Origin of the sequence: Flavobacterium sp. 120, from assembly GCF_003633605.1 — a bacterium.
Taxonomy (GTDB): Bacteria; Bacteroidota; Bacteroidia; order Flavobacteriales; family Flavobacteriaceae; genus Flavobacterium; species Flavobacterium algoritolerans.
Map to the genome: position 1 here is coordinate 867,089 of NZ_RBKZ01000001.1, position 24,681 is coordinate 891,769.

The window sequence follows — 24,681 nt, forward strand, 5'->3', positions numbered from 1 at the left end:
TATTTTCAAATATAACCAAATTCCTTATTTGCTTTTCATTTTTGCAGTGTTTTCTTTAAAAATGATAGCTATTCATAAATAAAAAAGCCCCAATCACGGGACTTTTAGATATCTGAATTCTGAAATTATTTCTTCTTCAATTTCTCCTTAAAAAAATCTATAGTTCTCGTCCACGATAAAGTAGCGGCTTTTTCATCGTATCTGGGAGTCGTATTGTTATGAAAACCATGATTGACACCTTCATAGAAATAAGCGGTATGCTCTACTTTGTTCTTTTTAAGGATGGCTTCAAAAGCGGGCCAACCTTCATTTACACGCGTGTCTAAACTGGCATATTGCGCTAGGATAGGTGTTTTTATTTTTTCGGCTTCGGCAGCAGTGGGTTGTCCTCCGTAATAGGGAACTGCGGCACACAAATCTGGGATTTTAACCGCCATCATATTGGCAATCCAACCACCAAAACAAAATCCTACTACGCCAATACGGCCATTACAATCTTTGTGTGATTTTAAGTATTCGTAGGCTGCAATGAAGTCTTCGAGCATTTCCTCACGCGTACGTTTTTTTTGTAATTCTCTTCCCGCATCATCATTTCCGGGATAACCGCCCAAAGGCGATAAAGCATCAGGAGCCAAAGTAATAAATCCTTCCACAGCGGCTCTTCGTCCTACATCTTCAATATACGGATTCAGTCCACGGTTTTCATGTACGACGATGATTCCCGGTAGTTTCTTTTTGGTTCCTGTGGGTTGGGATAAAAGTCCTTTGATTTTTCCTCCGCCTTTTGGAGAATCGTAGGTGATAAATTCTGATTTCAACCTTGGGTCACCAGGTTTTATCAAAATAGAATCAATATAATTGGGTGTCATAAAACTCAGAAGTGACGGTAGCGTAAGTGTTCCTACCGCAAACAAGGATAGTTTCTCGACGAATTGTCTTCTTTCAATTTTGTTATGGGCGTAATCATCGTATAAGTCAAATACTTCCTGACTGATATCTTCTTTGGTTAGTTTTTTCATAGCATTTATTTTGATTCAACTAATTTAGGAAAAAAAAGCAAGTAAAGTCCCAATGAAGGAATTTTACTTGCAGTATACGAATTGATTTACTCCCCTTGATTTTTCTCAAAATTTATCATCCAGTTTACCCCAAATTTATCCGTGAATGTCCCAAAATAGCCACCCCAAAAAGCATCTTCCATAGGCATGATGACTTTTCCACCGGCTGAAAGAGCTTGGAACACTTTATCGGCTTCGTCTTTGCTTTCGGCATTGATAGAAAGTGAAAAATTATTCCCGTAAATAGTTTTTGCCCCAAAAGATTCGAAACTGTCACTTCCCATTATTGCTGTTTCGTCACTAATGGGCAGAGAAACATGCATTATTTTTTCAGCATCTCCGGGAGGGCAGGTTTTGCCTTCTGACATTGGCATTTCTTTGAATCTTCCAAAATAAGAAAATTCACCACCAAAAACTGATTTGTAAAACAGGAATGCTTCTTCGCAATTCCCATTATAAGTGATATACGTATTAACTGTTACCATGATATTTTTTATTTAAAGGATTGTTTGCTTCTTTATTTTTTTCCAAATTTATAATAGGTATTAATCGTCTTTTGTTGTTAAATACCTTTTGTACCAAACCATTGCTAATTCAGCTACTTCAAGTAATTTTCCGGGTTCTTCAAAAAGATGGGTGGCTCTGGGAATTATTTTCATTTCTTTTACGGATTCTAATTGATCGTAGGCCATTTTATTCATCCCGATAACTGCAACATCAAGACCGCCTACAATCAGTAGAGTGGGAGCGGTTACTTGTGGCAATTCGGTAATGGCTAAATCGGGTCGTCCGCCACGAGAAACGACAGCTTTAATTTTTGTCTTGAAATAAGCCGCTGCCCGCAACGCCGATGCAGCTCCCGTGCTGGCCCCAAAATAACCAATTGGTAAATCCGAAGTGCTTTTATAATCCATCAACCATTGTGTAGTTTCGATTAATCGGTCGCTTAATAAATCTATATTGAACCGGTTCTCATACAGTTCATCTTCTTCCTCGGTGAGTAAGTCAAAAAGGAATGTACCGATGTTTTGTTTTTGTATCAACTCGGCTACCATTCTGTTTCGGGAACTGAATCTACTGCTGCCACTTCCATGAGAAAAAATAACGATTCCTCTTGCGTTTTCAGGAATTATCAAATCTCCCTTCAATGTGACAGATGATAAAGGAATGTCTAAATCTAATTTTTCCATCATTTCAAGTTTTAAATATGAAACTGTATTTTAAAAATGACATTATTCTGTGCTAATAGGAAGTCGCAACAATTCTATCACTTCATTATCTTCTACTTGATTGAATACTTCATAAAATCCGCCTACACCCGTAAAATATTTCGAAGCTATCAGGTAGATAAATTCATCAGTATTTTTCTCAAATACAGGCACGTTCTCATAAGGTATTACGGGTGTAGCCACGATTATTTTTGCCGGATTTTTTTTCCGAAGCATATTTATGCTGGCAAGCAAAGTATTTCCTGTAGCGATGCCGTCATCTACTAAAATTATATTTTTACCTTTTACATCCAGCGGTTTTCTATTGCCCATATAGAGCTCGTATTTATGTTTCATTAATTGCCGCAGCCGAATAATTTCACTGTCGATATACTTTTTAGGGATATTTGGATGTTCATCAAGAATCATAGAATCTGATGAGACGGCACCAATCGCAAATTCTTTATTATTGGGATGTCCTATTTTTTTTGAAAGAACGATATCTAAAGGAAGGTGCAAATTTTTAGCAATTACATATCCCACAGGTACTCCGCCTCTGGGAACGGCAAGTACTATGGTGTTGCTATTCTGGTACTTTTTTAGTTTTTCAGAAAGCAATAAACCCGCCTCAATTCTATCTTTTAAGATCTCGTCAAACATAGCTTAAAGTTTTGTGTGAAAGAATAAATCACACATAAAGGTATTGATTTTCAATTAATTACAATTGTGTTTTAAAAATATTTTAGCATTAAAAATAGCAGTTGTGCAAAAAAATATTCTTGAAAAGAAACATTAGTGATAAATAAAAAAAGTAGGGTACAAATGAACAAATAGCGTTATAAAAACAAGTTGGATTAAGGAATGGCATATTCGAAAGGTAAAAGCACTTCTTATTTATAAAGCGTTTTTTTTGCTATTTTTACCTCACAACAAATGAATAGCAATAACTGCAATGAAGAAAATAAATTCAAAAGCTAAGGCAGATACCAATACTGGTTTTGGAGTAAATGCCAATAACTATGGTGGGCGTTTTGTGAATAAAAATGGAACGGCTAATGTAGAGAAACGAGGCATGCATCTCTTGCATCGCATTAGTTGGTATCATACCATGATTGATTTGCCAAGATGGAAATTCATGTTGATTCTTTTGTTGTTCTACGTGGGTATGAATTTTCTATTTGCGCTACTGTATTATGCCATTGGAATCGAAAATCTGAATGGGATTGATGCTTCAGGTTCAAATTGGGTTCAATTTGGACAGGCTTATTTTTTTAGTGCGCAAACTTTTACAACCGTGGGATATGGACACATTAGTCCTTCCGGTTTTTTGACCAGTTTATTAGCTGCTGCTGAGGCTTTGATAGGATTGTTGAGTTTTGCGATTGCTACCGGTTTATTTTTTGGACGTTTTAGCAAGCCCACCGCTTTTTTGAAATTTTCTCACAATGCCCTGATTGCTCCTTATGGGGAAATAAAGGGTTTAATGATAAGAATTACACCTTTTAAAAATACTAATTTTACTGATGCTGAAGCCAAAATGACACTCGGTATGAGTGTGGAAGAAAATGGTGCAAAAACAAATAAATTCTATTCTTTAGATTTAGAATTGGAAAGAATAAATGCATTAACCTTAAGCTGGACTTTGGTTCATCCCATAACCGAAAATAGTCCGCTGTATAACTTAACCAAAGAAGATTTTGATAGTATTCATGGAGAAATCCTTGTTTTTATAAAAACCTTTGATGATATGTTTAGTAATACGGTTGCCATTCGTACTTCGTATACTTTTGAGGAAGTTATTTATGGGGCAAAATTTGAACCTATGTACACTCGAAGTACTGATAATTCAAAAACAGTTCTTGATTTAGACAAATTAAATGCTTTTTACAGCGTCACTTTAGACTAATGCAATAGTTTTCAAATTATTTCAAATTTATAATAAAATTTATTTTACATTTGTTTATTAAATTTAGACAAATGATAAACAATATAAAAAGTGTGTTTAGTATAAAAGATCTTGAAAATCTTTCAGGAATCAAAGCACACACTATACGAATCTGGGAGAAAAGATACGATATTCTTCAACCGATGCGTACTGATACTAACATCCGATTGTACGATTTGGCTAGTTTGCAAAAACTATTAAACATTACTTTGCTACATGACTATGGCTATAAAATTTCAAAAATAGCGACTTATCCACAAGAAAAAATACCCTCTCTTGTACGAGAAATAATTTCGAACAAAACGGCCAAAAGTCATGCTATCAGTGAGTTTAAGATGGCAATGATGAATTTTGACCAGGAGTTATTTTTCAATACATACAATTGGTTGATTGCTGAAAAATCATTCAAAGAAGTATTTCTTCAAGTCTTTATCCCTTTGATGAATGAACTGGGATTATTATGGCAATCTGATACGATAACACCAGCCCACGAGCATTTTATCAGCTATTTAATCAAGCAAAAACTACTCATTAATACGGAGAAACTTCAAGTTTTGAAGCAAACTAAAAACGATAAAGTTTTTGTGCTTTCGCTGCCAATGAATGAAATTCATGAACTTGGGTTGATGTATTTAAATTATGAAATTCTGTTACTGGGTTACAAAACCATCTATCTGGGTGAAAGTATGCCTATCAGTAATTTGAAAGATTTGAAAAAGCATTTTGACTCGATTATTTTTATTTCGTATTTCACGGTGCAACCTGAAAGAGATATTTTGGATGAATACATCCAAAAAATGGCAGATGAATTATTAGATGAGAATACTGAGTTATGGTATACTGGACGTTTGGTGGAGTTTATCAACAAAGAAGGGCTTTCAGATAAAATATCAATTTTCAATTCCATTTCTGAATTAGTGAATGAAATTTGATTTTTTGTTTAAACTTTTTGTATATTTGCTAAACAAATGAGAGAGATAAAAAAAATTACAATTATAGGTTCTGGGTTTTCTTCGCTTGCTGCTTCCTGTTATTTAGCGCAAAGCGGGCACGATGTTACCGTTTATGAAAAAAATGCAACAATTGGCGGAAGAGCACGACAATTAAAAATGGAGGGTTTCACGTTTGACATGGGGCCAAGTTGGTACTGGATGCCAGATGTGTTCGATCGTTTTTTTGCTGATTTTGATAAAAAAACTTCTGATTATTACGAGTTAATAAAGTTATCGCCCGCGTATCGTGTATATTACGGAATCGATGATTTTATTACCATTGCGGATAATTTAACCGATATAATATTTGCTTTTGAAGCGATTGAAAAAGGTAGCGGAAAAATATTAAATGATTTTATGGCTGAGGCCAAAAGTAATTATGACATTGCCATAAAGGATTTAGTATACCGCCCGGGAGTTTCTCCACTGGAGTTAATAACCGTTGAAACGGCTAAAAAAGTAGGGCAGTTTTTCAGCAACATCAGTAAAGATGTTCGTAAGAAATTTAAAAATGAACGATTGATTCAAATTCTGGAATTCCCAGTTTTGTTTCTTGGTGCAAAACCATCCGATACGCCTTCGTTTTATAGTTTTATGAACTATGCCGATTTTGGTCTTGGAACCTGGCATCCTAAAACTGGAATGTTTGATGTGGTTCGTGCCATGGAAAGTTTAGCAAGAGAATTAGGAGTTACGTTTCACACGAATTCAAATATTGAAAAGATAATTGTTGAGAATAAAACAGCTAAGGCTTTAGTGGTAAATGGCGAAACAATTGCATCTGATTTGATTTTGAGCGGTGCCGATTACCATCATACTGAAACATTGTTGGATCAGGAACATCGTGCGTATTCTGAGAAATATTGGAACAGCAGAGTTTTCGCACCTTCGTCATTATTGTTTTATGTTGGTTTCAATAAAAAAATAGATAATATTTCGCATCACGCATTGTTTTTTGATGTCGATTTTTATCAGCATGCCAAGGATATTTATGATGAACCACAATGGCCTAGTGAACCGTTGTTTTATGCCAATTTTCCATCAGTGACAGATAAAACTGCCGCTCCCGAAGGAATGGAATCTGGCTTTTTCTTAGTGCCTCTGGCCCCGGGAATCAATGATACTGAGGCATTACGAGAAGAATATTTTGAAAAAATAATAGATCGTTTTGAAACGTTAACACAGCAAAGCGTGAAAAATAATATTATATTTAAAAAATCATTTTGCAAAAACGACTTTGTTTCAGAGTACAACTCTTATAAAGGAAATGCATACGGAATGGCGAATACATTATTGCAAACCGCTTTTTTGAGACCTAAATTAAAAAGTAAAAAAGTAAAGAATTTATATTTCACAGGTCAATTGACCGTTCCGGGACCAGGTGTTCCACCAGCATTAATTTCTGGAAAATTAGTGTCAGAATTAATTAATAAGCAATTTTCAGAGCAATAATTATGAAGCAATTATTTGATGATGTATCTTTTAAATGTAGCAAGCTAGTTACAAAAAACTATAGCACCTCTTTCTCTATGGCGGTTTACATGTTGTCGCCAAGTATAAGAGATGCCATTTATAGTATTTATGGATTTGTTCGTTTTGCCGATGAAATTGTAGATTCATTTCACGGTTTCGATAAAGAAAGTTTAATCACGGAGTTTGAGGATGAGTATTACAAATCAATGGATAGAGGAATCAGTCTGAATCCAATTTTGAATTCTTTTCAGCAAACGGTAAAACAATACAATATCTCGGATGATTTAATTCAAGCTTTTTTGAGAAGTATGAAATTAGATTTAATCAAATCCGATTACAACAGCAAAGCCGAATATGATGAATATATTTATGGTTCCGCAGATGTGGTTGGATTAATGTGTCTTAAGGTTTTTGTTGCCGGTGATAATAATCGATATGAGCAACTAAAAGACGAAGCCATGCGATTGGGTTCTGCTTTCCAGAAAGTTAATTTTTTGAGAGATTTGAAAGATGATAATTTGGTTTTGAACCGAAACTATTTCCCAGGTGTAGACTTGAATTCATTCGATGAAAAAGCTAAAACAGCAATCATCAATGAAATCGAAGAAGATTTTAAAGTCGCCTATCAAGGAATTGTGAAATTGCCAATTGAAGCTAAGTTTGGCGTTTACACCGCATTTGTGTACTACAAAAAACTATTGAAAAAATTAGAAAACACGCCTTGTCATGAAATTGGAAATGCCAGAATTCGAGTTTCTAATTATACTAAAGCGGGTCTTTTGGCGCAATCTTTTGTAACGTATAAATTAAAATTGGTATAAAATAATACCAGTTTTGAAAAGTATATTTTTAATTAAATAAAAAAACAATGATTTCCTTTTTAATCTTTTTGGGTGTTTTCCTTTTCATGGAATGTGTGACCTGGCTTACGCATAAGTACATTATGCACGGTTTGATGTGGTATTTTCATGCCGATCATCACCAACCTAAATACGCCAATGTTTTCGAACGAAATGACATTTTTTTTGTGATTTTTGCCATTCCCAGCATCGTTCTTTTCTACTTTGGCGTGCAAGGCGGAATGAATTATTTGTTTTTCATTGGGCTCGGAATCACATTTTACGGATTCTGTTATTTCATGATTCACGACGTCTTAATTCACCAACGATTTAAGTGGTTCAAAAACACCAATAACAAGTATTTAATAGGTTTGCGAAAAGCACACAAAGTGCATCACAAACATTTAGGTAAGGAACACGGCGAGTGTTTCGGAATGTTATTTGTGCCTTTCAAGTATTATAAAATGTAACAATTCCATTTGGGCGTGACCCGCTGAAAAAGCGGGTCGGGCTGTACGTTCCCGCTTTTTTATAGATGGTCTCGTTATAAAAAAAACGAGACCACCTATAAAAAGAGCTCCACTGCCATCCCTCACGCACAATTCCGTAAAGTTAAAGAGATTTTTGGATGAAGATTAATGATTTTTGTCCTGAAGCTTCGGGAGCAGATTTCTGAAAATCCTTAAAAGCACGTTTGAAAATCTTAAATCAAGAATCGTTAATCAAAAATCTTAAATATTTTTAGATGAAACTCTATAAAAAAGAAACCGTTCAGCATGTAAATGCAACTTTAGAAGAATGTTGGGCTTTTTTCTCCAGTCCACGTAATCTTCAAAAAATTACACCTGAAACAATGGGTTTCGAAATCACTGATTTTGATAATAAATCCATGTACGCAGGGCAAATAATACAATACAAAGTGTCACCACTTTTGGGATTGAAATTGCCTTGGGTTACTGAAATTACATTCGTAAAAGAGAATAGTTATTTTATCGACGAACAACGTTTTGGACCGTATGCATTGTGGCATCACAAACATTTTTTCGAAGCTACTGAAAACGGAGTGAAAATGACTGATTTGGTTCATTATGCGTTGCCTTTGGGGTTCATCGGTCGCATTATGAACACACTTATCGTAAAGAATAAATTGAAAGCCATCTTTGATCACAGACGTGTTATGGTAGATCAAATGTTTAACTCAAAATAATGGTGAAACAAGAAGTATCTTTTTTTTGGTTCAGACGCGATTTACGTTTGGAAGATAACGTTGGATTATTCCATGCTTTGAAATCTAAATATCCAGTTATTCCATTGTTTATTTTTGATGATTCCATTTTAGATAGTTTACCAAAAAACGATGCTCGAGTAGGTTTCATCCACGAATCACTTTCGAAAATAAACACGCAATTACAACAAATAGGAAGTTCACTTTTGGTAAAAAAAGGAAAAACTATTGACGTTTGGCAATCGCTTATTCAAGAATTTGATGTTAAGGAAGTCTTTTTCAACAAAGATTACGAGCCCTACGCCATACAACGAGATATTGTTATTTGTGAGATTTTGGAAGCCAACAATACCATTTCTTATTCTTTTAAAGACCAAGTAATTTTCGAAGAAAAAGAAATCACAAAAGCTGATGGATTGCCGTACACGGTTTACACTCCTTTTAAAAATAAGTGGTTAGAAAAATACAAATCAATGGCTCCGGTTCCAGAATACGATGCCACGGATATGTTTTCTAATTTCCATAAAAATAGTTTTACTTTTCCAACATTGGAACAAATAGGTTTCGAAGAAAGTCCAATAAAAGTAAAGCCGCACAATTTAAAATTCATTGCAAATTATCACGATATAAGGGATTTTCCAGCCTTGGACAAAACCTCCTATCTTTCACCACATCTGCGTTTTGGAACTGTAAGCGTTAGGAAATTAGTCAATTGGGCATTTCATAAAAACGATGTTTTTTTGAGTGAATTGATTTGGAGAGAATTCTTCATGCAAATCTTATTTAGTTTTCCAAAAGTCGTTACGCAAAACTTCAAATCAGCGTATGATGGGATTCAGTGGCGCAATGATGAAGACGATTTCAAGCGTTGGTGTTCCGGAACAACTGGATATCCTATGGTTGATGCCGGAATGCGTCAGCTCAATGAAACAGGATACATGCACAACAGAGTCCGAATGGTCGTGGCGAGTTTTCTCTGCAAGCATTTATTGATTCAGTGGCAATGGGGTGAGGCTTATTTTGCTCAAAAATTACTGGATTACGAATTGTCTGCTAATGTAGGAAACTGGCAATGGGCAGCAGGAACCGGTTGTGATGCTGCGCCTTATTTCCGTGTTTTCAATCCGGAGATTCAACAAAAAAAATTCGACGAAAAAGGAATCTACATCCGAAAATGGATTCCAGAATTTGATTTAGGATATGGAAAACCAATGGTAGAACACGCTATGGCTAGAGACAGAGCGATTGCCACATACAAAGCGGGAATTTTAAAATAAAAGATACAAATTGAACAGATTGATAACCTGTTCAATTTGTATTTCCTTTTTCCAGTAGGTACAGAAAAGGATATTTGTTTACTATTGAATCAATTTCTTCAGCATTCCCTCGAAAATAAATCCATGAAACGGCAAAACAGAATACCAGTATAATTTTCCCCAAATTCCTTTTGGTCTGAAAGTCGCCGCTTGATATAAAGTATTTCCGATAATTTTAAATTCTAACCAAGCTTCACCTGGTAATTTCATTTCGGCAAATAAGATTAGTTTTCCCTCTTCTTTATTGGCATACAAAACGCGCCAAAAATCTAAGGCATCACCAGAATGTATATCATGACGATTCGTTCTTCCTCTTCGGGAACCCACGCCACCGTATAATTTGTCTATAAAACCGCGTAAATCCCAAAGCCAATCCCCATAATACCAACCCGAATCGCCTCCGATGGACCATATTCTGCTGATGGTAAAATCGCGGTCAATGATTTCCATTTTACGGCGGTCGATGTAGCAATCCTTTTTTGGAACTTTCAAATATTCCGACATATTGCTGCTAAAACGCCCGCTGATTAAGGAATCTTTCCAGCTGGAAGCTACTTTGTCTTCGTCTACTTTTATCAAAGCACGGGAAAGCGCTTGTTTGTAAGTCATAGGCGTAACATTCAATAAAGCATTGATTCGGTTATCACTGCAAACCACTTCGACTTTCATACTGCTAACCAGTGCTGATGCGAGTCTATACGATGTTGAGGTTACAAAATACAACCAATACGAGGATAATTTTGGAGTCATTATTGGGACAGTAAAAATCCATCGCTTTAGTTTTTTTGCTTCTGCAAAACCCAAAAGCATTTCTTTGTACGTTAAAATATCCGGTCCGCCAATGTCAAAACTCTGATTGTAGGTAAGCGGATTTAATAAAGATTTGGATAAAAAATCAAGAACATCCGGAATTGCAATCGGCTGGCATTTTGTATTGAGCCACTTTGGAGTAATCATAATGGGTAATTTATTCACTAAATCCCGAATGATTTCGAACGATGCACTTCCGGAACCTACAATAATTCCAGCTCGTAAAGTTGTCGTGGCAAACGTTCCAATATTTAAAATTTCTTCTACTTTTTTTCTCGATGATAAATGTTTGGACAGCGATTTATCATTGACAATGCCGCTCAAATAAATAACTTGTTTTGCTTTGGTTTCATTCAATCGTTGCACAAAATTCAATGCTGACACGCTTTCTAATTCATCAAAATTATTAGCGGATCCTGACATGGAATGAATCAGATAATAAGCGGCATCAATAGCATCTGGAATGGCTGTCAATGTTTCTTGTTTGAGAAAATCGACTTCAATTACGGTAACACTTTTTTGAAATTCTATTGGACAATAAAACCTGTTTTTATCTCTTACACAACAGATTATTTCATGTCCTTGTGCCACCAACAAAGGCAAAAGTCGCTTCCCGATATAACCTGTTGCGCCTGTTAAGAGAATTTTCATGATTTTGTGTTTAAATGATAAAAATTAACTCAGTTTATTAGAAACCAAACTGATAAATTCTTTTCTGGTTTTGTCTTTTTCGAAAGCACCGGTGAAAGATGATGTTGTGGTAACTGAGTTTTGTTTTTGAATCCCTCGCATTTGCATACACATGTGTTGGGCTTCAATCACAACCGCTACACCCAGTGGATTCAAAGCGTCCTGAATACAGTTTTTAATCTGGTCTGTCAATCGTTCCTGTACTTGCATTCTTCTGGCAAAAGCATCTACGACTCTTGGTATTTTACTTAAACCTACAATTTTTCCATTTGGAATATAAGCGACATGTGCTTTTCCAAAAAACGGTAACATGTGGTGTTCACACATAGAGTAAACTTCGATGTCCTTTACCACAATCATTTGTTGATGATCTTCGGTAAACATTGCCGATTTTAGTATTTCCAAAGGATCCAGTCCGTAACCATGAGTTAAATACTGCATGGCTTTGGCAACACGTTCCGGTGTTTTTTCAAGACCTTCACGAGTAACATCTTCTCCTAAATTTTCAATTATTACTCTATAATTATCAGCTAAAGCTTCCGTTATTTCAGTATCGTATTGTTCGATTTTTTCGTAACTTTTCATTTCTTTTATCATGGTGTTCTGTCTTTCAATATTAAGTTTGGCTAATTATTTTTTTAGATTTTAAAAGTCACTATTCCGTAATCCATTTCGAATATCTGACCTGAGATTGATTTCGCATTTTCCGAAATCAGGAAGTTTGCCATATTGGCCACTTCTTCCGGTTTCAAATAACCTTTCATCGGGTGGCGTTCCACCATATTTTCTTTCATTCGATCATTTCTTAAAATACCTGCCGAAAGTGATGTTTCGGTAATCGTGGGAGCAATGGCATTGATGCGTACTACCGAAGCCAATTCTGCTCCCAGCGATTTCACTAATCCTTCAATTCCTGCTTTTGCGGTAGCAATACTAGCATGAAACGGCATTCCTAATTTTGCGGCTACGGTGCTAAACAAAACAATCGATGGATTAGTTCCCTTTTTTAAAACAGGTAAATATTTCTGAATGGCTTTTACTGCGCCAATGACATTAATTTCAAAATCATTTCTAAAATCATCGATACTAAGACTTCCGATGGGTTTCAAATTGATGGAACCCGGACAGTAAATCAAGGTATCAATAGTTTCAATTTCCGGAAGTGCATCCTGCAAAACATCTGTAGAAAAGTGTTTCAGATTGGGATGTGTGATATCTGGAGCATTTCTGCTGATGTTGTACACCATGTTTGTCTCTAATTGTTGCAACAAAATAGCACTGCCAATTCCTTTACTACCACCTATGATTACTATGTTTTTCATTTTTTATTTATGTTGTTATTTTAACAGATTACGGTTCACTAAACCCTAATTTTTATCGCTTAGAAATCTTGTTGTTGTTAATTTGTCGTTGCATCGTACATTTAAAACGCCCTTCTCGAAAATCCCTCAATTTTTCATGTTTTGTTTTGCGGCCTTGCACTCTTTCGCGCCACATTCTAAAACTCGAAGGTTTCATTTCGGTACGCATCAGGTCGATTACTTCTTGTTCTTTTAATCCAAATTGCATTAAAATCGCATCAAAAGTGGTTCGGTCTTCCCAAGCCATTTCTATGATTCGGTCTTTGTCTAAATCGGTAAGTTCTTTTTTTACAGTCACGATATTTTATTTATTTGAAATTGCTATTGTTTTTGAGATTGCTATTGAAAAATTATTCACTGTCGCCAATATCGGCCATAGTGTGTAATTTTAATATGCGTGAACTTTCCTCTTTTACCAATGGATTTTTCTTCATTTTCCATAAAAAATCACTGGCAAATTTCCTCGTTCGTTCCATATTTACTATTGGTTTCGGATAGCTGATGCCTATTTCGAAATCATTAAATTTCTGGTCCAAATAGGTCATTTTATACGGTTCATGTATAAATCCTCGTGGCAAATTGCGTAATTCCGGCACCCATTTTTTTATAAATTCACCATCAGGATCGTGTTCGTAACTGTTCTTTATTGGATTATATATACGTAACATATTGATTCCGGTTTCACCAGCCTGCATTTGCAACTGCGGAAAATGAATTCCGGGTTCAAAATCAAGGAACATTTGTGATAAATGTTGTGTGGCTTCTTGCCAAGGCTGCCATAGATTATGTGTAAAAAAAGACACTAACATAGCACGCATTCTAAAGTTCAAATAACCGGTTTCATTCAAGCAGCGCATGGAAGCATCGATTAACGGAAATCCTGTTTTTCCTGTTTTCCAAGCTTCAATATAATTTTCATTGACTTTCTTTTTCATCGAATGAAACCCTTTATTGACACTTTCAAACTCCATGATTTCTTCCATTTCAAATTTTTGAATGAAATGTGCTTGCCACGTCAGTCTGGAGATAAAAGAATCAATTTGCTTTTTATGGCTGCACGTCAATCGGAACGTAGCTGCTTTTTGCAAAACTTGTCTGGATGATAGATTTCCCCAAGCAATGTATGGGGATAATCTGCTGCAACTTTTTCGAGCCAATAAAGGTTTCGAAATATGCGAACTATAATTGTGATAGCGCTCGTCAAAGAAGTTTTGTAAATATTTGCCAGCCATTGTACTGCCGCCTTTTTGAAAAATAGTATCCGGAACAGTTTCTAAATTTGTCTTTTCTAATGCTTTTTCTAGTTCGGTTATTGCTTCTGTGTCGAGGAAATTTTCTGCTTTCGAATCAAAAATAAATTGTGGTTCATTCATGTATTTTTCCCACTTTGAAACCCAGTTTGTTCTGTTTCTTAACGCTCTAAAAATGCCGTTATTGGTGTTTTCAACCCAATTTATTTGATTGTTTTTACAAAAACGTTTGAAGGTTTTGTCTCTTTCATAAGTGATTTTTAATCCCGTTTCCTGATGTGAAAAAACAGTGTCTATTTTATAGATTTCTTGCAGGGTATTGAAAACGGGAAGCACTTCAGAAGACACCGCTAAAACATGTGTATTCGATTGTTCCAGTTGTTTGTTGATATCTACAAGCGATTGTTTGATGAAATTCCAATGTCTCGGGCTGTAATGCGAATCATTTTCTAAAGATTTTTCGAATACATAAAGCAACAAAGTAGGAGTATCTGTTTTTGTGGCATTAAAAATCGCTTCGTTATCCTGTAAACGAAGGTCTCTTTTAAACCAAACCACATTGATATGTTTCTTGTTTGTATTCATTTAATTTTTAAAATAATTGTTGTTGCAACCATAATTTCTGGAATTTTGATTGCCCGTCATAATTCTCGGCCTGTAACTTAATATTGAATTTTCTATCTCTTGGGTCGTTGCCAACTCCTGAAACATACATCCAATTCCCGTAATTGCTGTGTACATCATAATCAATAAGCATCGCTTCAAAATAAGCCGCTCCTATGCGCCAATCTAACAGGAGATTTTTTGCAAAATAGGAACCTACATTTTGCCTGCCGCGATTGCTCATCCAGCCTGTTTGTTGCAATTCAATCATATTGGCATTTACAAAAGGCTCTTCAGTTGTACCGTTAATCCAATTTTTTATCGCTAATTGATTGTTTTTCCAATCGTATTTTTTGTCTAAAATCCCTCCAATTTTAAAAATCGAATTCCCGTTTTTCATCGAAACGTATTTAAAATAATCTCTCCAAATCAGTTCAAAAATCAACCAATACGTAGAATCATTTTTCTCGATTTGTCGTTCGTATTTGACAATCTCCCAATAAATGGTTTTCGCCGAAATTGAACCGTTTGCCAACCAAGGAGAAAATTTCGAACTAAATTCAGTGCCAATTAATCCGTTGCGGGTCAATTTATAAACACTTAGTTTTTTGGTTTCCCAAAAATAATGTTCCAATCTTTTCATTGCTTCGTCTTCACCTCCTCGAAAAGGAAAAGCTGTTCTGGAATCCATTTGAAAGTCAGTAAATCCTAATGTTTCCATCGTAGGAATTACAGTTTCATTTTCCATACAATTTTCTTCAGACATCTGTTGAACTGCAAATTCAGGTCTGACTTTTGTCGATTTTTCACACTGATTTCTGAATTGTGTAAAAACATTTGGAATCGATTGAATCTCAAACGGAATGTCTTCAGGATGAAATAAGAACTGATTGTAAGTAGCTTTAAACGCTACTGAATCTGAAACTTTCGATTTTATATTCTTTAAAAGTTCCATTTCCTCACTTGTCCATTCTTCTTGGAAGTAAACAGAATTGATTTTATTTTGAGTTACAATTTCCGGAATAGAATCTTCTGGTTTTTGGTGATACACCAAAAGCGGAATATTCAATTTTTCCAGATTTTGTCTCAATACTGTCACTGATTCAATTAGAAATTTGGCTCGAAATTTTTCTGTTTTTTTAAAACCAAATCTTGTTTGTTCAAAGTGTCTTGGATCAAAACAATAGACCGCAATTACAGTATCATTTTCTTGTATAGCATTTGTCAAAGATTCATTATCATGGACTCTGAGATCATTTCTAAACCAAACTAACCCTTTTTGTTTCTCTTGCATTTTTCACTACAATATTTGACTTCGTCCCAAACTTTTTCCCATTTTTTCCGCCAGCTAAAAGGTCGGTTACAAACCAAACACATTTTTGAAGGCAGATTTTCCTTTTTCACTAGTTGTATTTTTGATATTCATTGACAACAATTGTCGCTTTCAAATCAAACATTAAATTGTATAACCCAAAGAACGTTCTGTTCATATAAATGAAATGTTTGGAACCTCGATTGCCATTCATTTTTCTAAGATTGGTATCTTTTGAAAATCGTTCGCCCAATTGTGCGATGCTTTCAAAGAATGTTGCGTCCGAGAAATCAAACGTTTCGGTTTGAAAAGGTTTCGTGAAAAGCGATAATAAATCGTAAAACATTTGAGTAAAATATTCCACTTCCTCTTTGGAATCATCCTCTCTAAGGATTTCCAATTCGAATAATTTTTGACTAAAAAGTTTCTTGTTATCAATCACTTCTTTGTTTATTAATTCGAAATAAGGAATATAGAAGTCATTGGGAATTTGTTTCATACAACCAAAATCCAATGCTACTAATTGGTTTTTATCATTTACCAAGAAATTTCCCGGATGCGGATCAGCGTGTACTTTTTTCAGAATATGAATTTGGTACATATAGAAATCCCATAAAGCCTGACCAATTTTGTCCGCGATTTCTTGATTGTCATTTTTATTGGTAAATTCCGAAAGATGAATTCCTGTCATCCAATCCATCGTGATAATTTTCTCCGATGAAAATTCAGAATAGTAATTTGGGAAAACTAGATTTTCAATCTTTTTACAGGCTTCAACCACTTCTTGGCTTTGTTTTAATTCCAATAAATAATTGGTTTCTTCAATCAATTTGTCCTCCACTTCCTTGAAATACTTGTCAGAATCTTTTCCTTGAAGATTAAACATTCTGATTGCAATGGGTTTTACCAAAGCCAAATCAGATGAAATACTATTGGCTACGCCAGGATATTGAATTTTCACAGCCAGTTTTTTTCCGTCTTTTACAGCGAGATGAACTTGTCCGATACTGGCAGCGTTAACGGAATTTGCGTTGAACTCATCAAAAATTTCATACGGTGTTTTTCCGAAATTTGTCTTGAACGTTTTCAATACTAATGGAGCCGAAAGTGGCGGAACAGAAAACTGTGACAATGAAAATTTTTCTACATAAGCCTGTGGCAAAAAACTTTTGTCCATACTTAGCATTTGTGCGACTTTGAGCGCACTTCCTTTCAAACTTTTTAGTCCGTCATAAATATCTTCGGCATTATCTTCGTTTAGTTTATCACGAGTCAAATCAGAATTAACCATTTTTTCTCCATAATATTTTAGATAATTGACACCAACTTTAGCACCGGTTTGCACCAGTTTTGTGGCCCTTTCAATTTTTGAGGTAGGAATGTAGTCTATCGTTTTCATTACTTGTTGTATATTTTTTCTTTGAAAATAAATTTTCCAAAGTCTATTAAGCTATCCAGCGGTGCAATATTCATTAATTCAAAAGAGGCTTTTACTGACTTCTCAATATAGATGTCAGTTTTTTCAAAAGCTGGTGAAGAATCATCCAACCAGAATTTTAGCGTCAATAAAAGTTGAATCCATGACGTTTCCTGAAACGCTTTCTCCTGGAATTTTTGAATTTTTTCTTGTTGCGTTCTAAAGTCGTCTGAGATTATTTCGATAAGATAATTTTTAAAACTGTTTCTAAGTTCAGAAAGCTGCATCAGTTTTTTTAATTGATTGTTGTGTTCTTTTAAAACGAGCACGACATAACTTCTGTTCGCAGTTAGAATTTCAAAAAAAGTAAAGTAGAAGCTTAGCATTTTACTTTTCATATCATACATTTCGTATTCCTTGTTTTTGTTGAGCAATTCTACTGTTTTTTCTAAAAACATTTTAAAAATCTCTTTTTCGATGCTTTCTATTGTTCCAAAAAATGAATAGAATTCCGCTTCCGTAAAGTCATTCATTTTTGCAAAATGATATACGGATTTCGGTTTTTCACTATGATCGAGAACATAATTCATATAAAGTGAAACTATTTTGTCCTTTGTTAGTATTGTTTTTTTAGCAGCCATTTTTAGTATATTTCAAATTAAAGTATAAAGGTATGAAATGTTTAACTATATATTAATAAAGTTAAACAAAATTTAATATAATTTTATATCGTTATAAATCATTAGCTTTACACTATCATGAAAAAAAATGTTTTAATAAGCGGAGGTTCGGGATTTATCGGTAGCCATTTAACAGGTTTATTGATCGCGAAAGGGTATTCAGTATCTATCCTGAGTAGAAGTGAAAAACAAAATAAAGGAGACATTTTCTATTACAAATGGGATGTCGCAAATCAGACTATTGACGAAAGCGCCGTTTTAAACGCAGATTATATTATTCACTTAGCAGGTGAAAATATCGCTGAAAAAAGATGGACCGCTAAACGTAAAGCGGCTATTATTGATAGCCGGGAAAAATCAACTCAATTGTTATATTCTGTTTTAAAAAAGAACAATAAAAAATTGGACGCTTTTATTTCAGCATCGGCTGTTGGTATTTATGGAGCCGTAAATGGAGAAGAGATTTGTTCAGAAAACACGTCGCCTGCAAATGATTTCTTGGGTTATACCTGTCAGAAATGGGAAGGTGCTTTAGATTTTATAGAAAACCTAAACATTCGTACCGTAAAAATCCGTACTGGATTAGTATTAGGGAAAAATGATGGTTTCTTGAAAAAACTTATTCCCTTGTTCAAGTTTAGATTGGGTTCCGCATTGGGTTCCGGTAAGCAATACATGCCTTGGATTCATGTAGATGATTTGTGTAACATCTATCTTCAAGCGGTTTTAAATCCTAATATGGAAGGTGCATATAACGCAGCTGTAAATGATAATACGACCAATACTATTTTTTCTAAAACGTTGGCTCGTATTTTTGGCTATTCTATTTGGTTGCCTAATGTTCCTGCTTTTGTGTTAAAATTGGTAATGGGTGAAATGGCAGTGATTGTCTTGACCGGTAGAAGGGTTTCTTCTGATAAGATTGAAGAAACGGGTTTTCAATTTAAATTTAAAAATCTGGAAGAGGCTTTAAAGGATTGTTTAACAAAATAGATTTATTGTAAGACACAAATGAGTTGCGTGTTGACGCTTTTGGATATTTTGCTGCGAACTATAAAAGGAATTTCAATCATAAAATCATCCGTGTTTAAGGGAAACTCAGAGATAAGTTCAATTCGCTTATCCACTTTTTTTAGGGTGCCATTAATACCTATTTTTTTTGTTTTGCCATGAATGGTGATTTTCCCGTTGATTTGATATTGTTTAGGAACTGAGTTAATGTTTTTTAAATCAAATTTTTCAATTTTGCCTTTAAAAACTGCTCTTGGAAATCGTTTGCTTTCCATGTAGTTTTCATTAAAATGTTCTTCCATCAGGCTTCTTTGAAATTTGAAGTCTTTAATGTTCATCCAACAGGCTATCTGTCCTGTTTTAGTTATCAAAATACAGGTTGTTTTTTCATTACTTGCTTTTACTTCTTCAAATAAGGGAATTGAAGCCTCAAAATGTATGATTGCTCCATAAGTCACCATTTTATCTTGTGCAAAAGATTTAATTGCAATAATGAGTAGTACTATTAGAGTAATTTTTTTCATAATGATTTATGAATTAAATTACTTAAAGTTACGAAATTAACCGATGAAATAAAAGTATTGAACGGTTGAAAAAATCACCAAATGAGTTAATTTTTCTCGGTTTTTTTAATCAGAAATTAAAGTATAATTGGGAATGTAATATTCGTAGAAAAGTATTTTTTACAAAAGTGTTAGTTATCGATTGACTTAATTATAATTCTAACTTTATGTTGTATTTTTTTAAGCTTTCTAATGATTCTTCTGAAGTGTAATCAAACTTTTCTTCATGAAGGTCTTTTTCCTTTTTCAAGGCGATCTGTTTGATGCAATTGCAAAAACGACGTACTTCACTCATATTAGATAAAATTAATCCGGGAACAAGCATGCTATTGCCTTCTTTGTCTTTGGCAACCATCGTAAAATAAGAAGAATTGCAATGTTTAATTTTTCCCGTTTGAATATTCTCTGCTTCTACACGAATGCCAATAATCATGGAACTATTGCCTACGTAATTCACGCAGGCTTTCATTGTAACGAGTTCGCCTACTTCTATTGGTTTGAGGAAATTGACCGTATCCACGGATGCAGTTACGCAATAATTTCCTGAAAATTTTGATGCACAGGCAAATGCAATCTGATCTAATAAGGATAAAATATAACCACCATGAATTTTCCCGCTAAAATTAGTGTGTGACGGCAACATCAATTCTGAAATTCGAATATTTGAGGATGCAACGGTTTTAAAAGTACGGTTCATTTATTTTATTTTAAAAGGAGAATTTACTTTTTTGACTTCTGTTATAAAATAGCGTGTATCGCCCCACCAAGGAAATGTCCTGTAGCGTTCTACATAAGCTACCTGAACATATTGTCCTTCGAATTCTTGTAAGTCAGTAATTACTTTTTCCTCACTGTCCAATACTGAAAAAGAAAAAATTTGTGCCCCGGAAATCCCTTGACTTATTTCACCTTCCCAAGTTTTGAATGCAACTCCTTTGCGGCTCACCTTTATTAATTCGCCTGAACGTACCCCTTCGCTATACGTGGCAGTGTATAAAAAAGCGAAATAACCGGCAACTGATACGACAAGTATTAAAGTTATAACCATTAAAAATTTTCTCATTTTTGTTTAGTTTAAAAGTTGATTTTCGTCTTTTTCTGCTCTATTTAATATACTTTCTGGAAGTGCTTTTTTCGCTTTGGCTCCCATTTTTTTCAATTTCTCCACACTTACGATTAAGTTTCCTTTTCCTTCTACGAGTTTATTCATAGCGCCGCTGTATTCTGTTTTGCTTTCGTCTATTTTCTTTCCAATTCGGATTAAATCCCCAACAAAACCTTCAAATTTATCATACAAAGCACCAGCCTGACGTGCAATTTCAAGTGCGTTTTCCTGCTGCTTTTGGTTGGTCCACATGCTGTCAATCGTTCGCAAAGTAGCTAATAATGTCGCCGGAGTAACAATAACTATGTTTTTTTCGAAAGCTTTGTTGTACAAACTCGTATCCTCGTTCAGAGCCATGGCAAAAGCCGGTTCGATAGGAATAAATAACAAGACAAAATCAGGGCTTTCTATTTGATATAAATCTTGGTAGTTCTTATTGCCCAATTGCTCTACGTGGCGTTTGATGGAGTTAACGTGTTCTTTTAAAAATCCAACTTTTACATCGTCATCTTCTTCATTGATGTATTTTTCATAAGCGGTCAAAGAAACTTTAGAATCGACAATCATCTTTTTACCGTCCGGCAGATTGATGACAACGTCAGGAAAAACACGATTTCCATCTTCGGTAGTGAACGCTTGTTGCACTTCATATTCACGTCCTTTTTCTAATCCTGATTTTTCAAGAACACGTTCCAAAACCAATTCGCCCCAATTTCCCTGCATCTTGCTGTCGCCTTTCAAAGCCTTGGTCAAGTTGAGGGTTTCCTTGCTCATTTGGATATTCATTTCTCGTAAGCCAAGAATCTGTTGGCGTAAAGCCGCATGATAATCAATGCTTTCCTTGTGGGTGTCTTCGACTTTCTTTTCGAACAAATGAATTTTATCTTGTAAAGGCGTCAAGATGTTTTTCATGTTCTCCTTGTTCTGTTCCGTAAATTTATTGGACTTTTCTTCTAATATTTTGTTGGCGAGATTCTCAAATTCTTTGGTGAATTTTTCCTGTAGTTTCTCGACTTCTTCTTTTTGTTCTTTGTTGCGTTCCCAAAGATTCTCAAAATCAACTTCTTTTTTCGAAAGTTGAATCGCCAGACTGTCTTTTTCGTTTCGAATGCTTTCTTTCTCGGCATTTGCATTTTCTAATTGCTTTTCAAAAGTTGTTTTATCAATGACAATCTGCTCTTTTAGTTGGTTGAATTGGGAAGTAAAAGCAATTAGTTTTTCTTCTAAACTAATTTTTTCCGATTGGAATCGGGCGGAGAAAATGAGTTTGCCAATAAAAATACCAATAGCGAGAGCAACGATGAAAATCAATAAAAACGGAAGCATATTTGACATAAAATTTCTTTTTGTAAGTTTGTAAAAATAAACAAAAGTTTCCTTCTTTCCTTTCGGAAATCAAAATAGTATCTCAAGTTTTAGCATTCATGGATTTGCAAAATTAGTTGCCAATTAATTTTTATACTTTAAAAAATATGCAGGATAAATCTTTAAAATTGAATTCTCGTTTTTTTGCAATTATTGCTATTGTCGGTTGGTTTGCGGTTGTATTACAATTGTACCTTATCATTATCAATCGGGTGGTGTCACTTTCGGAAACGATTGTTCGGTTTTTTAGTTTTTTCACCATTCAAACGAATATTTTAGTGGCAGTTTGTTTTACTTTTCTTTGGCTGAAGCCAAAATCCAAAGGGGGATTATTTTTTTCAAAACCTAAAAACACAACAGCAATTACGTTATACATTACCATTGTTGGACTTGTTTACAATGCAATTCTTAGATTTTTATGGGTGCCTACGGGTTCTCAAAAAGTAGTGGATGAGTTGTTGCATTTGGTTATTCCAATTTTGGTTTTAGTATATTGGATTCTATTTGTCCCTAAGAAAACATTGGAATTCAAAAACATCTTTCCGTGGTTAATTTTCCCTGCGGTGTATTTGGTTTACACGTTAATTCGGGGCGCTTTTTTTAGTTTTTATCCCTATCCATTTATAGATGTGATACTTTTGGGTTATGATAAAGTATTACTTAACAGCTTTTTTATGCTGCTGGCTTTTGTTTTTTTTGGAACGTTGTTTATTGGAATTGGGAAAATAAAAAAGACCAATAGGAATTAGATTCGTATTGGTCTTTTTGCACTAAATCAATTATTATTCATCCAGTTTTATATTTCCTCGGTCTTCCTGATTATCCGGATGGGAATTTGGATAACGGTTTGGAATGATATCCGAGTTATGATCTTTATTTTCTACCATTTTTTTAGCTTGTTCTTCAGAGACATTTGCAATATCAGAACTTAAATTTATAGGAGTACTATCCTCATTCTGTTCTAGAGTTCCGTCTATATTCCGTGCTCTTTGGACAATTTTTTGATTTCCATGACTATCAGTTTCTACTTCTGATTTCAAATGGGATACTTCAGGATTCGTATTTTGGGCTAGATTCTGACCGCTAAATCCTTCATTTATATTTTGCTTATTATTTGTTTTTTTTGAACCTAAATCATTGCTTTCCATACTCTTTAATTTTAAAGCTAATACTGTTAGCTTCTATAAGATTACGCCTTTTAAACGAAGGAATTCAATCATTTAACATAGCTTTTGGTTTACACCAATAAATGTATGGCGACACTATTTTAAATCCAGAGAAAACAAAACTATCTTTGCACGCACAACTAATACACTAAAATGTCTCATTCTCATTTCATCATTCATAAGCCTTACGGGTATCTGAGTCAGTTTATTTACGAATTAAAAAGAAAAAAGAAACTGCTGGGTGAATTGCACGATTTCCCAAAAGGAACGATGGCAATAGGGCGTCTTGACGAAGATTCCGAAGGATTGTTGCTGTTGACCACAGACGGGATGATGAGCGAAATCATTCGAAGCAAAAAAGTCGACAAGGAATATTATGTCCAAGTCGATGGCATTATCAATCAGGAAGCCATTGAGCAATTGCAAAAAGGAGTCGAAATAGGTTTCAATGGCACGAAATACATCACGAAACGGTGTAAAGCTTTTTTGATAAACGAAATTCCCGCTTTTGGCGCAAGAGGAAAAAAGATACGCGATGAACGTCACGGTCCCACTTCTTGGGCTTCGATAACGGTAAATGAAGGGAAGTTTCGCCAAGTCCGAAAAATGACTGCCGCTGTTGGTTTTCCTACGTTACGATTGGTTCGTGTTCGAATAGGAAACGTACATCTCAATGATTTGCAGGCTGGAGAAGTTTTGGAAGTATCTGATTTTGCAGTCGATTCGAATGAAAAATAACAATAAAAAATAACAATAATTGCAATGTTAAACATCGTTTTAGTAGAACCTGAAATCCCAAATAATACGGGAAATATTGGCCGATTGTGCGTAGGTACCGAAAGCCGTTTGCACTTAATTCATCCTTTTGGATTTGTCATTAATGATAAAAACCTAAAACGTTCTGGATTGGATTATTGGGTGCATCTTGATGTTACCGAATATCAAAATGTAGCCGAATGGAAAGCGCAGATTCCTGATTTATCAAGAGTTTTTCTGATGAGTTCCCATGCCGAAAAATCGTATCTGGAGACTGATTTTCAGGATGGAGACTGGTTGGTTTTTGGAAAAGAAAGTAAGGGTTTGAGTGAAGCTGTTTTAAATGAATTCCCCAACCATCTGACAATTCCTATGTCATCGTTAATCAGAAGTTTTAATATAGCAAATTCCGTTGCGTTTGTCATTGGTGAAGCAAAAAGACAAATAGCTAGTAGACTGTGATTTGTAAATTAAAAGTTGTAAAAAAGTAAGGTTATTTTGTGGTTGAAATTTCATATATTTGAATAGGTCATTCT

Annotated in this window: 29 protein-coding genes; 11 read left to right on the plus strand and 18 right to left on the minus strand. The window is 34.8% G+C overall.

Features of this window, described 5'->3' with window-relative positions; translation table 11 throughout:
- Positions 1-125 precede the first annotated feature (125 nt).
- The 4 genes from C8C87_RS03685 to C8C87_RS03700 form a co-directional block, all read right to left on the minus strand.
- Complete coding sequence (locus C8C87_RS03685) at positions 126-1,019, minus strand: dienelactone hydrolase family protein (RefSeq protein ID WP_099716082.1); 894 nt, start codon at positions 1,017-1,019, stop codon at positions 126-128.
- An 86-nt stretch (positions 1,020-1,105) separates the two neighbouring features.
- A complete protein-coding gene (locus C8C87_RS03690) occupies positions 1,106-1,543 on the minus strand; it encodes a VOC family protein (RefSeq protein ID WP_121341254.1) in 438 nt (145 codons plus the stop codon).
- A gap of 60 nt (positions 1,544-1,603) precedes the next feature.
- Entirely contained in the window at positions 1,604-2,248 is a 645-nt protein-coding gene (locus tag C8C87_RS03695; RefSeq protein ID WP_121343281.1) for a dienelactone hydrolase family protein, read from the minus strand.
- Between the two features lie 42 nt (positions 2,249-2,290).
- Positions 2,291-2,926: a phosphoribosyltransferase gene (locus C8C87_RS03700; RefSeq protein ID WP_121341257.1), complete on the minus strand. Its 636-nt coding sequence runs from the start codon at positions 2,924-2,926 to the stop codon at positions 2,291-2,293.
- Positions 2,927-3,218: 292 nt separating this feature from the next.
- Here C8C87_RS03700 and C8C87_RS03705 point away from each other — a divergent pair, with 292 nt between their 5' ends.
- From C8C87_RS03705 to C8C87_RS03735, 7 genes are all read left to right on the plus strand, one after another.
- A complete protein-coding gene (locus tag C8C87_RS03705) occupies positions 3,219-4,172 on the plus strand; it encodes an ion channel (RefSeq protein ID WP_369800960.1) in 954 nt (317 codons plus the stop codon).
- A 71-nt stretch (positions 4,173-4,243) separates the two neighbouring features.
- Complete coding sequence (locus C8C87_RS03710) at positions 4,244-5,143, plus strand: MerR family transcriptional regulator (protein WP_199074811.1); 900 nt, start codon at positions 4,244-4,246, stop codon at positions 5,141-5,143.
- Positions 5,144-5,179: 36 nt separating this feature from the next.
- The gene (locus C8C87_RS03715; RefSeq protein WP_121341260.1) at positions 5,180-6,655 is read left to right on the plus strand and encodes an NAD(P)/FAD-dependent oxidoreductase; all 1,476 of its coding nucleotides are present in this window, start codon (positions 5,180-5,182) and stop codon (positions 6,653-6,655) included.
- Positions 6,656-6,657: 2 nt separating this feature from the next.
- Positions 6,658-7,497 (plus strand): phytoene/squalene synthase family protein, encoded by an 840-nt coding sequence (locus C8C87_RS03720; protein WP_099716076.1) that lies wholly within the window; start codon positions 6,658-6,660, stop codon positions 7,495-7,497.
- Between the two features lie 47 nt (positions 7,498-7,544).
- Positions 7,545-7,985 carry a sterol desaturase family protein gene (locus C8C87_RS03725; RefSeq protein WP_099716075.1) on the plus strand — a complete coding sequence of 147 codons (441 nt, stop codon included), beginning with the start codon at positions 7,545-7,547 and terminating at the stop codon, positions 7,983-7,985.
- Positions 7,986-8,260: 275 nt separating this feature from the next.
- The gene (locus C8C87_RS03730; RefSeq protein WP_099716074.1) at positions 8,261-8,722 is read left to right on the plus strand and encodes an SRPBCC family protein; all 462 of its coding nucleotides are present in this window, start codon (positions 8,261-8,263) and stop codon (positions 8,720-8,722) included.
- The gene (locus C8C87_RS03735; protein ID WP_121341262.1) at positions 8,722-10,017 is read left to right on the plus strand and encodes a deoxyribodipyrimidine photo-lyase; all 1,296 of its coding nucleotides are present in this window, start codon (positions 8,722-8,724) and stop codon (positions 10,015-10,017) included. The genes C8C87_RS03730 and C8C87_RS03735 overlap by 1 nt, the downstream gene beginning before the upstream one ends.
- Positions 10,018-10,098: 81 nt before the next feature.
- Here the strand turns inward: C8C87_RS03735 and C8C87_RS03740 are convergent, their stop codons facing one another.
- Genes C8C87_RS03740 through C8C87_RS03780 form a run of 9 tightly spaced genes read right to left on the minus strand, consistent with a single transcriptional unit; the run spans position 10,099 to position 18,140 of the window.
- A complete protein-coding gene (locus C8C87_RS03740) occupies positions 10,099-11,517 on the minus strand; it encodes an SDR family oxidoreductase (protein WP_099716072.1) in 1,419 nt (472 codons plus the stop codon).
- 24 nt (positions 11,518-11,541) lie between these two features.
- Positions 11,542-12,153 (minus strand): GTP cyclohydrolase I FolE, encoded by a 612-nt coding sequence (folE, locus tag C8C87_RS03745; RefSeq protein ID WP_233550004.1) that lies wholly within the window; start codon positions 12,151-12,153, stop codon positions 11,542-11,544.
- Between the two features lie 41 nt (positions 12,154-12,194).
- A complete protein-coding gene (locus tag C8C87_RS03750; protein WP_121341264.1) occupies positions 12,195-12,878 on the minus strand; it encodes an SDR family NAD(P)-dependent oxidoreductase in 684 nt (227 codons plus the stop codon).
- 52 nt (positions 12,879-12,930) lie between these two features.
- Entirely contained in the window at positions 12,931-13,215 is a 285-nt protein-coding gene (locus C8C87_RS03755) for a TIGR03643 family protein (protein ID WP_255409053.1), read from the minus strand.
- Between the two features lie 52 nt (positions 13,216-13,267).
- Complete coding sequence (locus C8C87_RS03760) at positions 13,268-14,752, minus strand: cryptochrome/deoxyribodipyrimidine photo-lyase family protein (protein WP_121341266.1); 1,485 nt, start codon at positions 14,750-14,752, stop codon at positions 13,268-13,270.
- Positions 14,753-14,759: 7 nt separating this feature from the next.
- Entirely contained in the window at positions 14,760-16,064 is a 1,305-nt protein-coding gene (locus C8C87_RS03765; RefSeq protein ID WP_121341269.1) for a DASH family cryptochrome, read from the minus strand.
- A complete protein-coding gene (locus tag C8C87_RS03770) occupies positions 16,040-16,174 on the minus strand; it encodes a DUF2256 domain-containing protein (RefSeq protein ID WP_082014130.1) in 135 nt (44 codons plus the stop codon). The genes C8C87_RS03765 and C8C87_RS03770 overlap by 25 nt, the downstream gene beginning before the upstream one ends.
- A complete protein-coding gene (locus C8C87_RS03775; RefSeq protein WP_121341271.1) occupies positions 16,174-17,481 on the minus strand; it encodes an AarF/ABC1/UbiB kinase family protein in 1,308 nt (435 codons plus the stop codon). The genes C8C87_RS03770 and C8C87_RS03775 overlap by 1 nt, the downstream gene beginning before the upstream one ends.
- Positions 17,481-18,140 carry a TetR family transcriptional regulator C-terminal domain-containing protein gene (locus C8C87_RS03780; RefSeq protein ID WP_121341273.1) on the minus strand — a complete coding sequence of 220 codons (660 nt, stop codon included), beginning with the start codon at positions 18,138-18,140 and terminating at the stop codon, positions 17,481-17,483. Before C8C87_RS03780 ends, C8C87_RS03775 begins: the two co-directional genes overlap by 1 nt.
- Positions 18,141-18,257: 117 nt before the next feature.
- Here C8C87_RS03780 and C8C87_RS03785 point away from each other — a divergent pair, with 117 nt between their 5' ends.
- Positions 18,258-19,172, plus strand: coding sequence for a TIGR01777 family oxidoreductase (locus C8C87_RS03785; protein WP_121341276.1), 915 nt, complete (start codon positions 18,258-18,260; stop codon positions 19,170-19,172).
- Positions 19,173-19,174: 2 nt separating this feature from the next.
- Here C8C87_RS03785 and C8C87_RS03790 read toward each other — a convergent pair whose 3' ends face one another.
- The 4 genes from C8C87_RS03790 to rmuC all read right to left on the minus strand — a co-directional run bounded on the left by C8C87_RS03790 (position 19,175) and on the right by rmuC (position 22,193).
- Positions 19,175-19,714: a YceI family protein gene (locus C8C87_RS03790; protein ID WP_121341279.1), complete on the minus strand. Its 540-nt coding sequence runs from the start codon at positions 19,712-19,714 to the stop codon at positions 19,175-19,177.
- A 190-nt stretch (positions 19,715-19,904) separates the two neighbouring features.
- Positions 19,905-20,450, minus strand: coding sequence for an acyl-CoA thioesterase (locus C8C87_RS03795; RefSeq protein WP_099716063.1), 546 nt, complete (start codon positions 20,448-20,450; stop codon positions 19,905-19,907).
- The gene (locus C8C87_RS03800) at positions 20,451-20,816 is read right to left on the minus strand and encodes a 6-phosphogluconate dehydrogenase (protein ID WP_121341281.1); all 366 of its coding nucleotides are present in this window, start codon (positions 20,814-20,816) and stop codon (positions 20,451-20,453) included.
- 6 nt (positions 20,817-20,822) lie between these two features.
- Positions 20,823-22,193 carry a DNA recombination protein RmuC gene (gene rmuC, locus C8C87_RS03805; protein ID WP_121341284.1) on the minus strand — a complete coding sequence of 457 codons (1,371 nt, stop codon included), beginning with the start codon at positions 22,191-22,193 and terminating at the stop codon, positions 20,823-20,825.
- 137 nt (positions 22,194-22,330) lie between these two features.
- Here rmuC and C8C87_RS03810 point away from each other — a divergent pair, with 137 nt between their 5' ends.
- Positions 22,331-22,972, plus strand: a complete 642-nt coding sequence (locus C8C87_RS03810; protein WP_121343282.1) for a Pr6Pr family membrane protein — start codon at positions 22,331-22,333, stop codon at positions 22,970-22,972.
- 33 nt (positions 22,973-23,005) lie between these two features.
- Here the strand turns inward: C8C87_RS03810 and C8C87_RS03815 are convergent, their stop codons facing one another.
- Positions 23,006-23,371: a hypothetical protein gene (locus C8C87_RS03815; protein ID WP_121341287.1), complete on the minus strand. Its 366-nt coding sequence runs from the start codon at positions 23,369-23,371 to the stop codon at positions 23,006-23,008.
- A 171-nt stretch (positions 23,372-23,542) separates the two neighbouring features.
- Here C8C87_RS03815 and C8C87_RS03820 point away from each other — a divergent pair, with 171 nt between their 5' ends.
- A complete protein-coding gene (locus C8C87_RS03820; RefSeq protein WP_099716060.1) occupies positions 23,543-24,127 on the plus strand; it encodes a pseudouridine synthase in 585 nt (194 codons plus the stop codon).
- Positions 24,128-24,151: 24 nt separating this feature from the next.
- Positions 24,152-24,607, plus strand: coding sequence for a tRNA (cytidine(34)-2'-O)-methyltransferase (locus tag C8C87_RS03825; RefSeq protein ID WP_121341289.1), 456 nt, complete (start codon positions 24,152-24,154; stop codon positions 24,605-24,607).
- Positions 24,608-24,681: the final 74 nt, after the last annotated feature.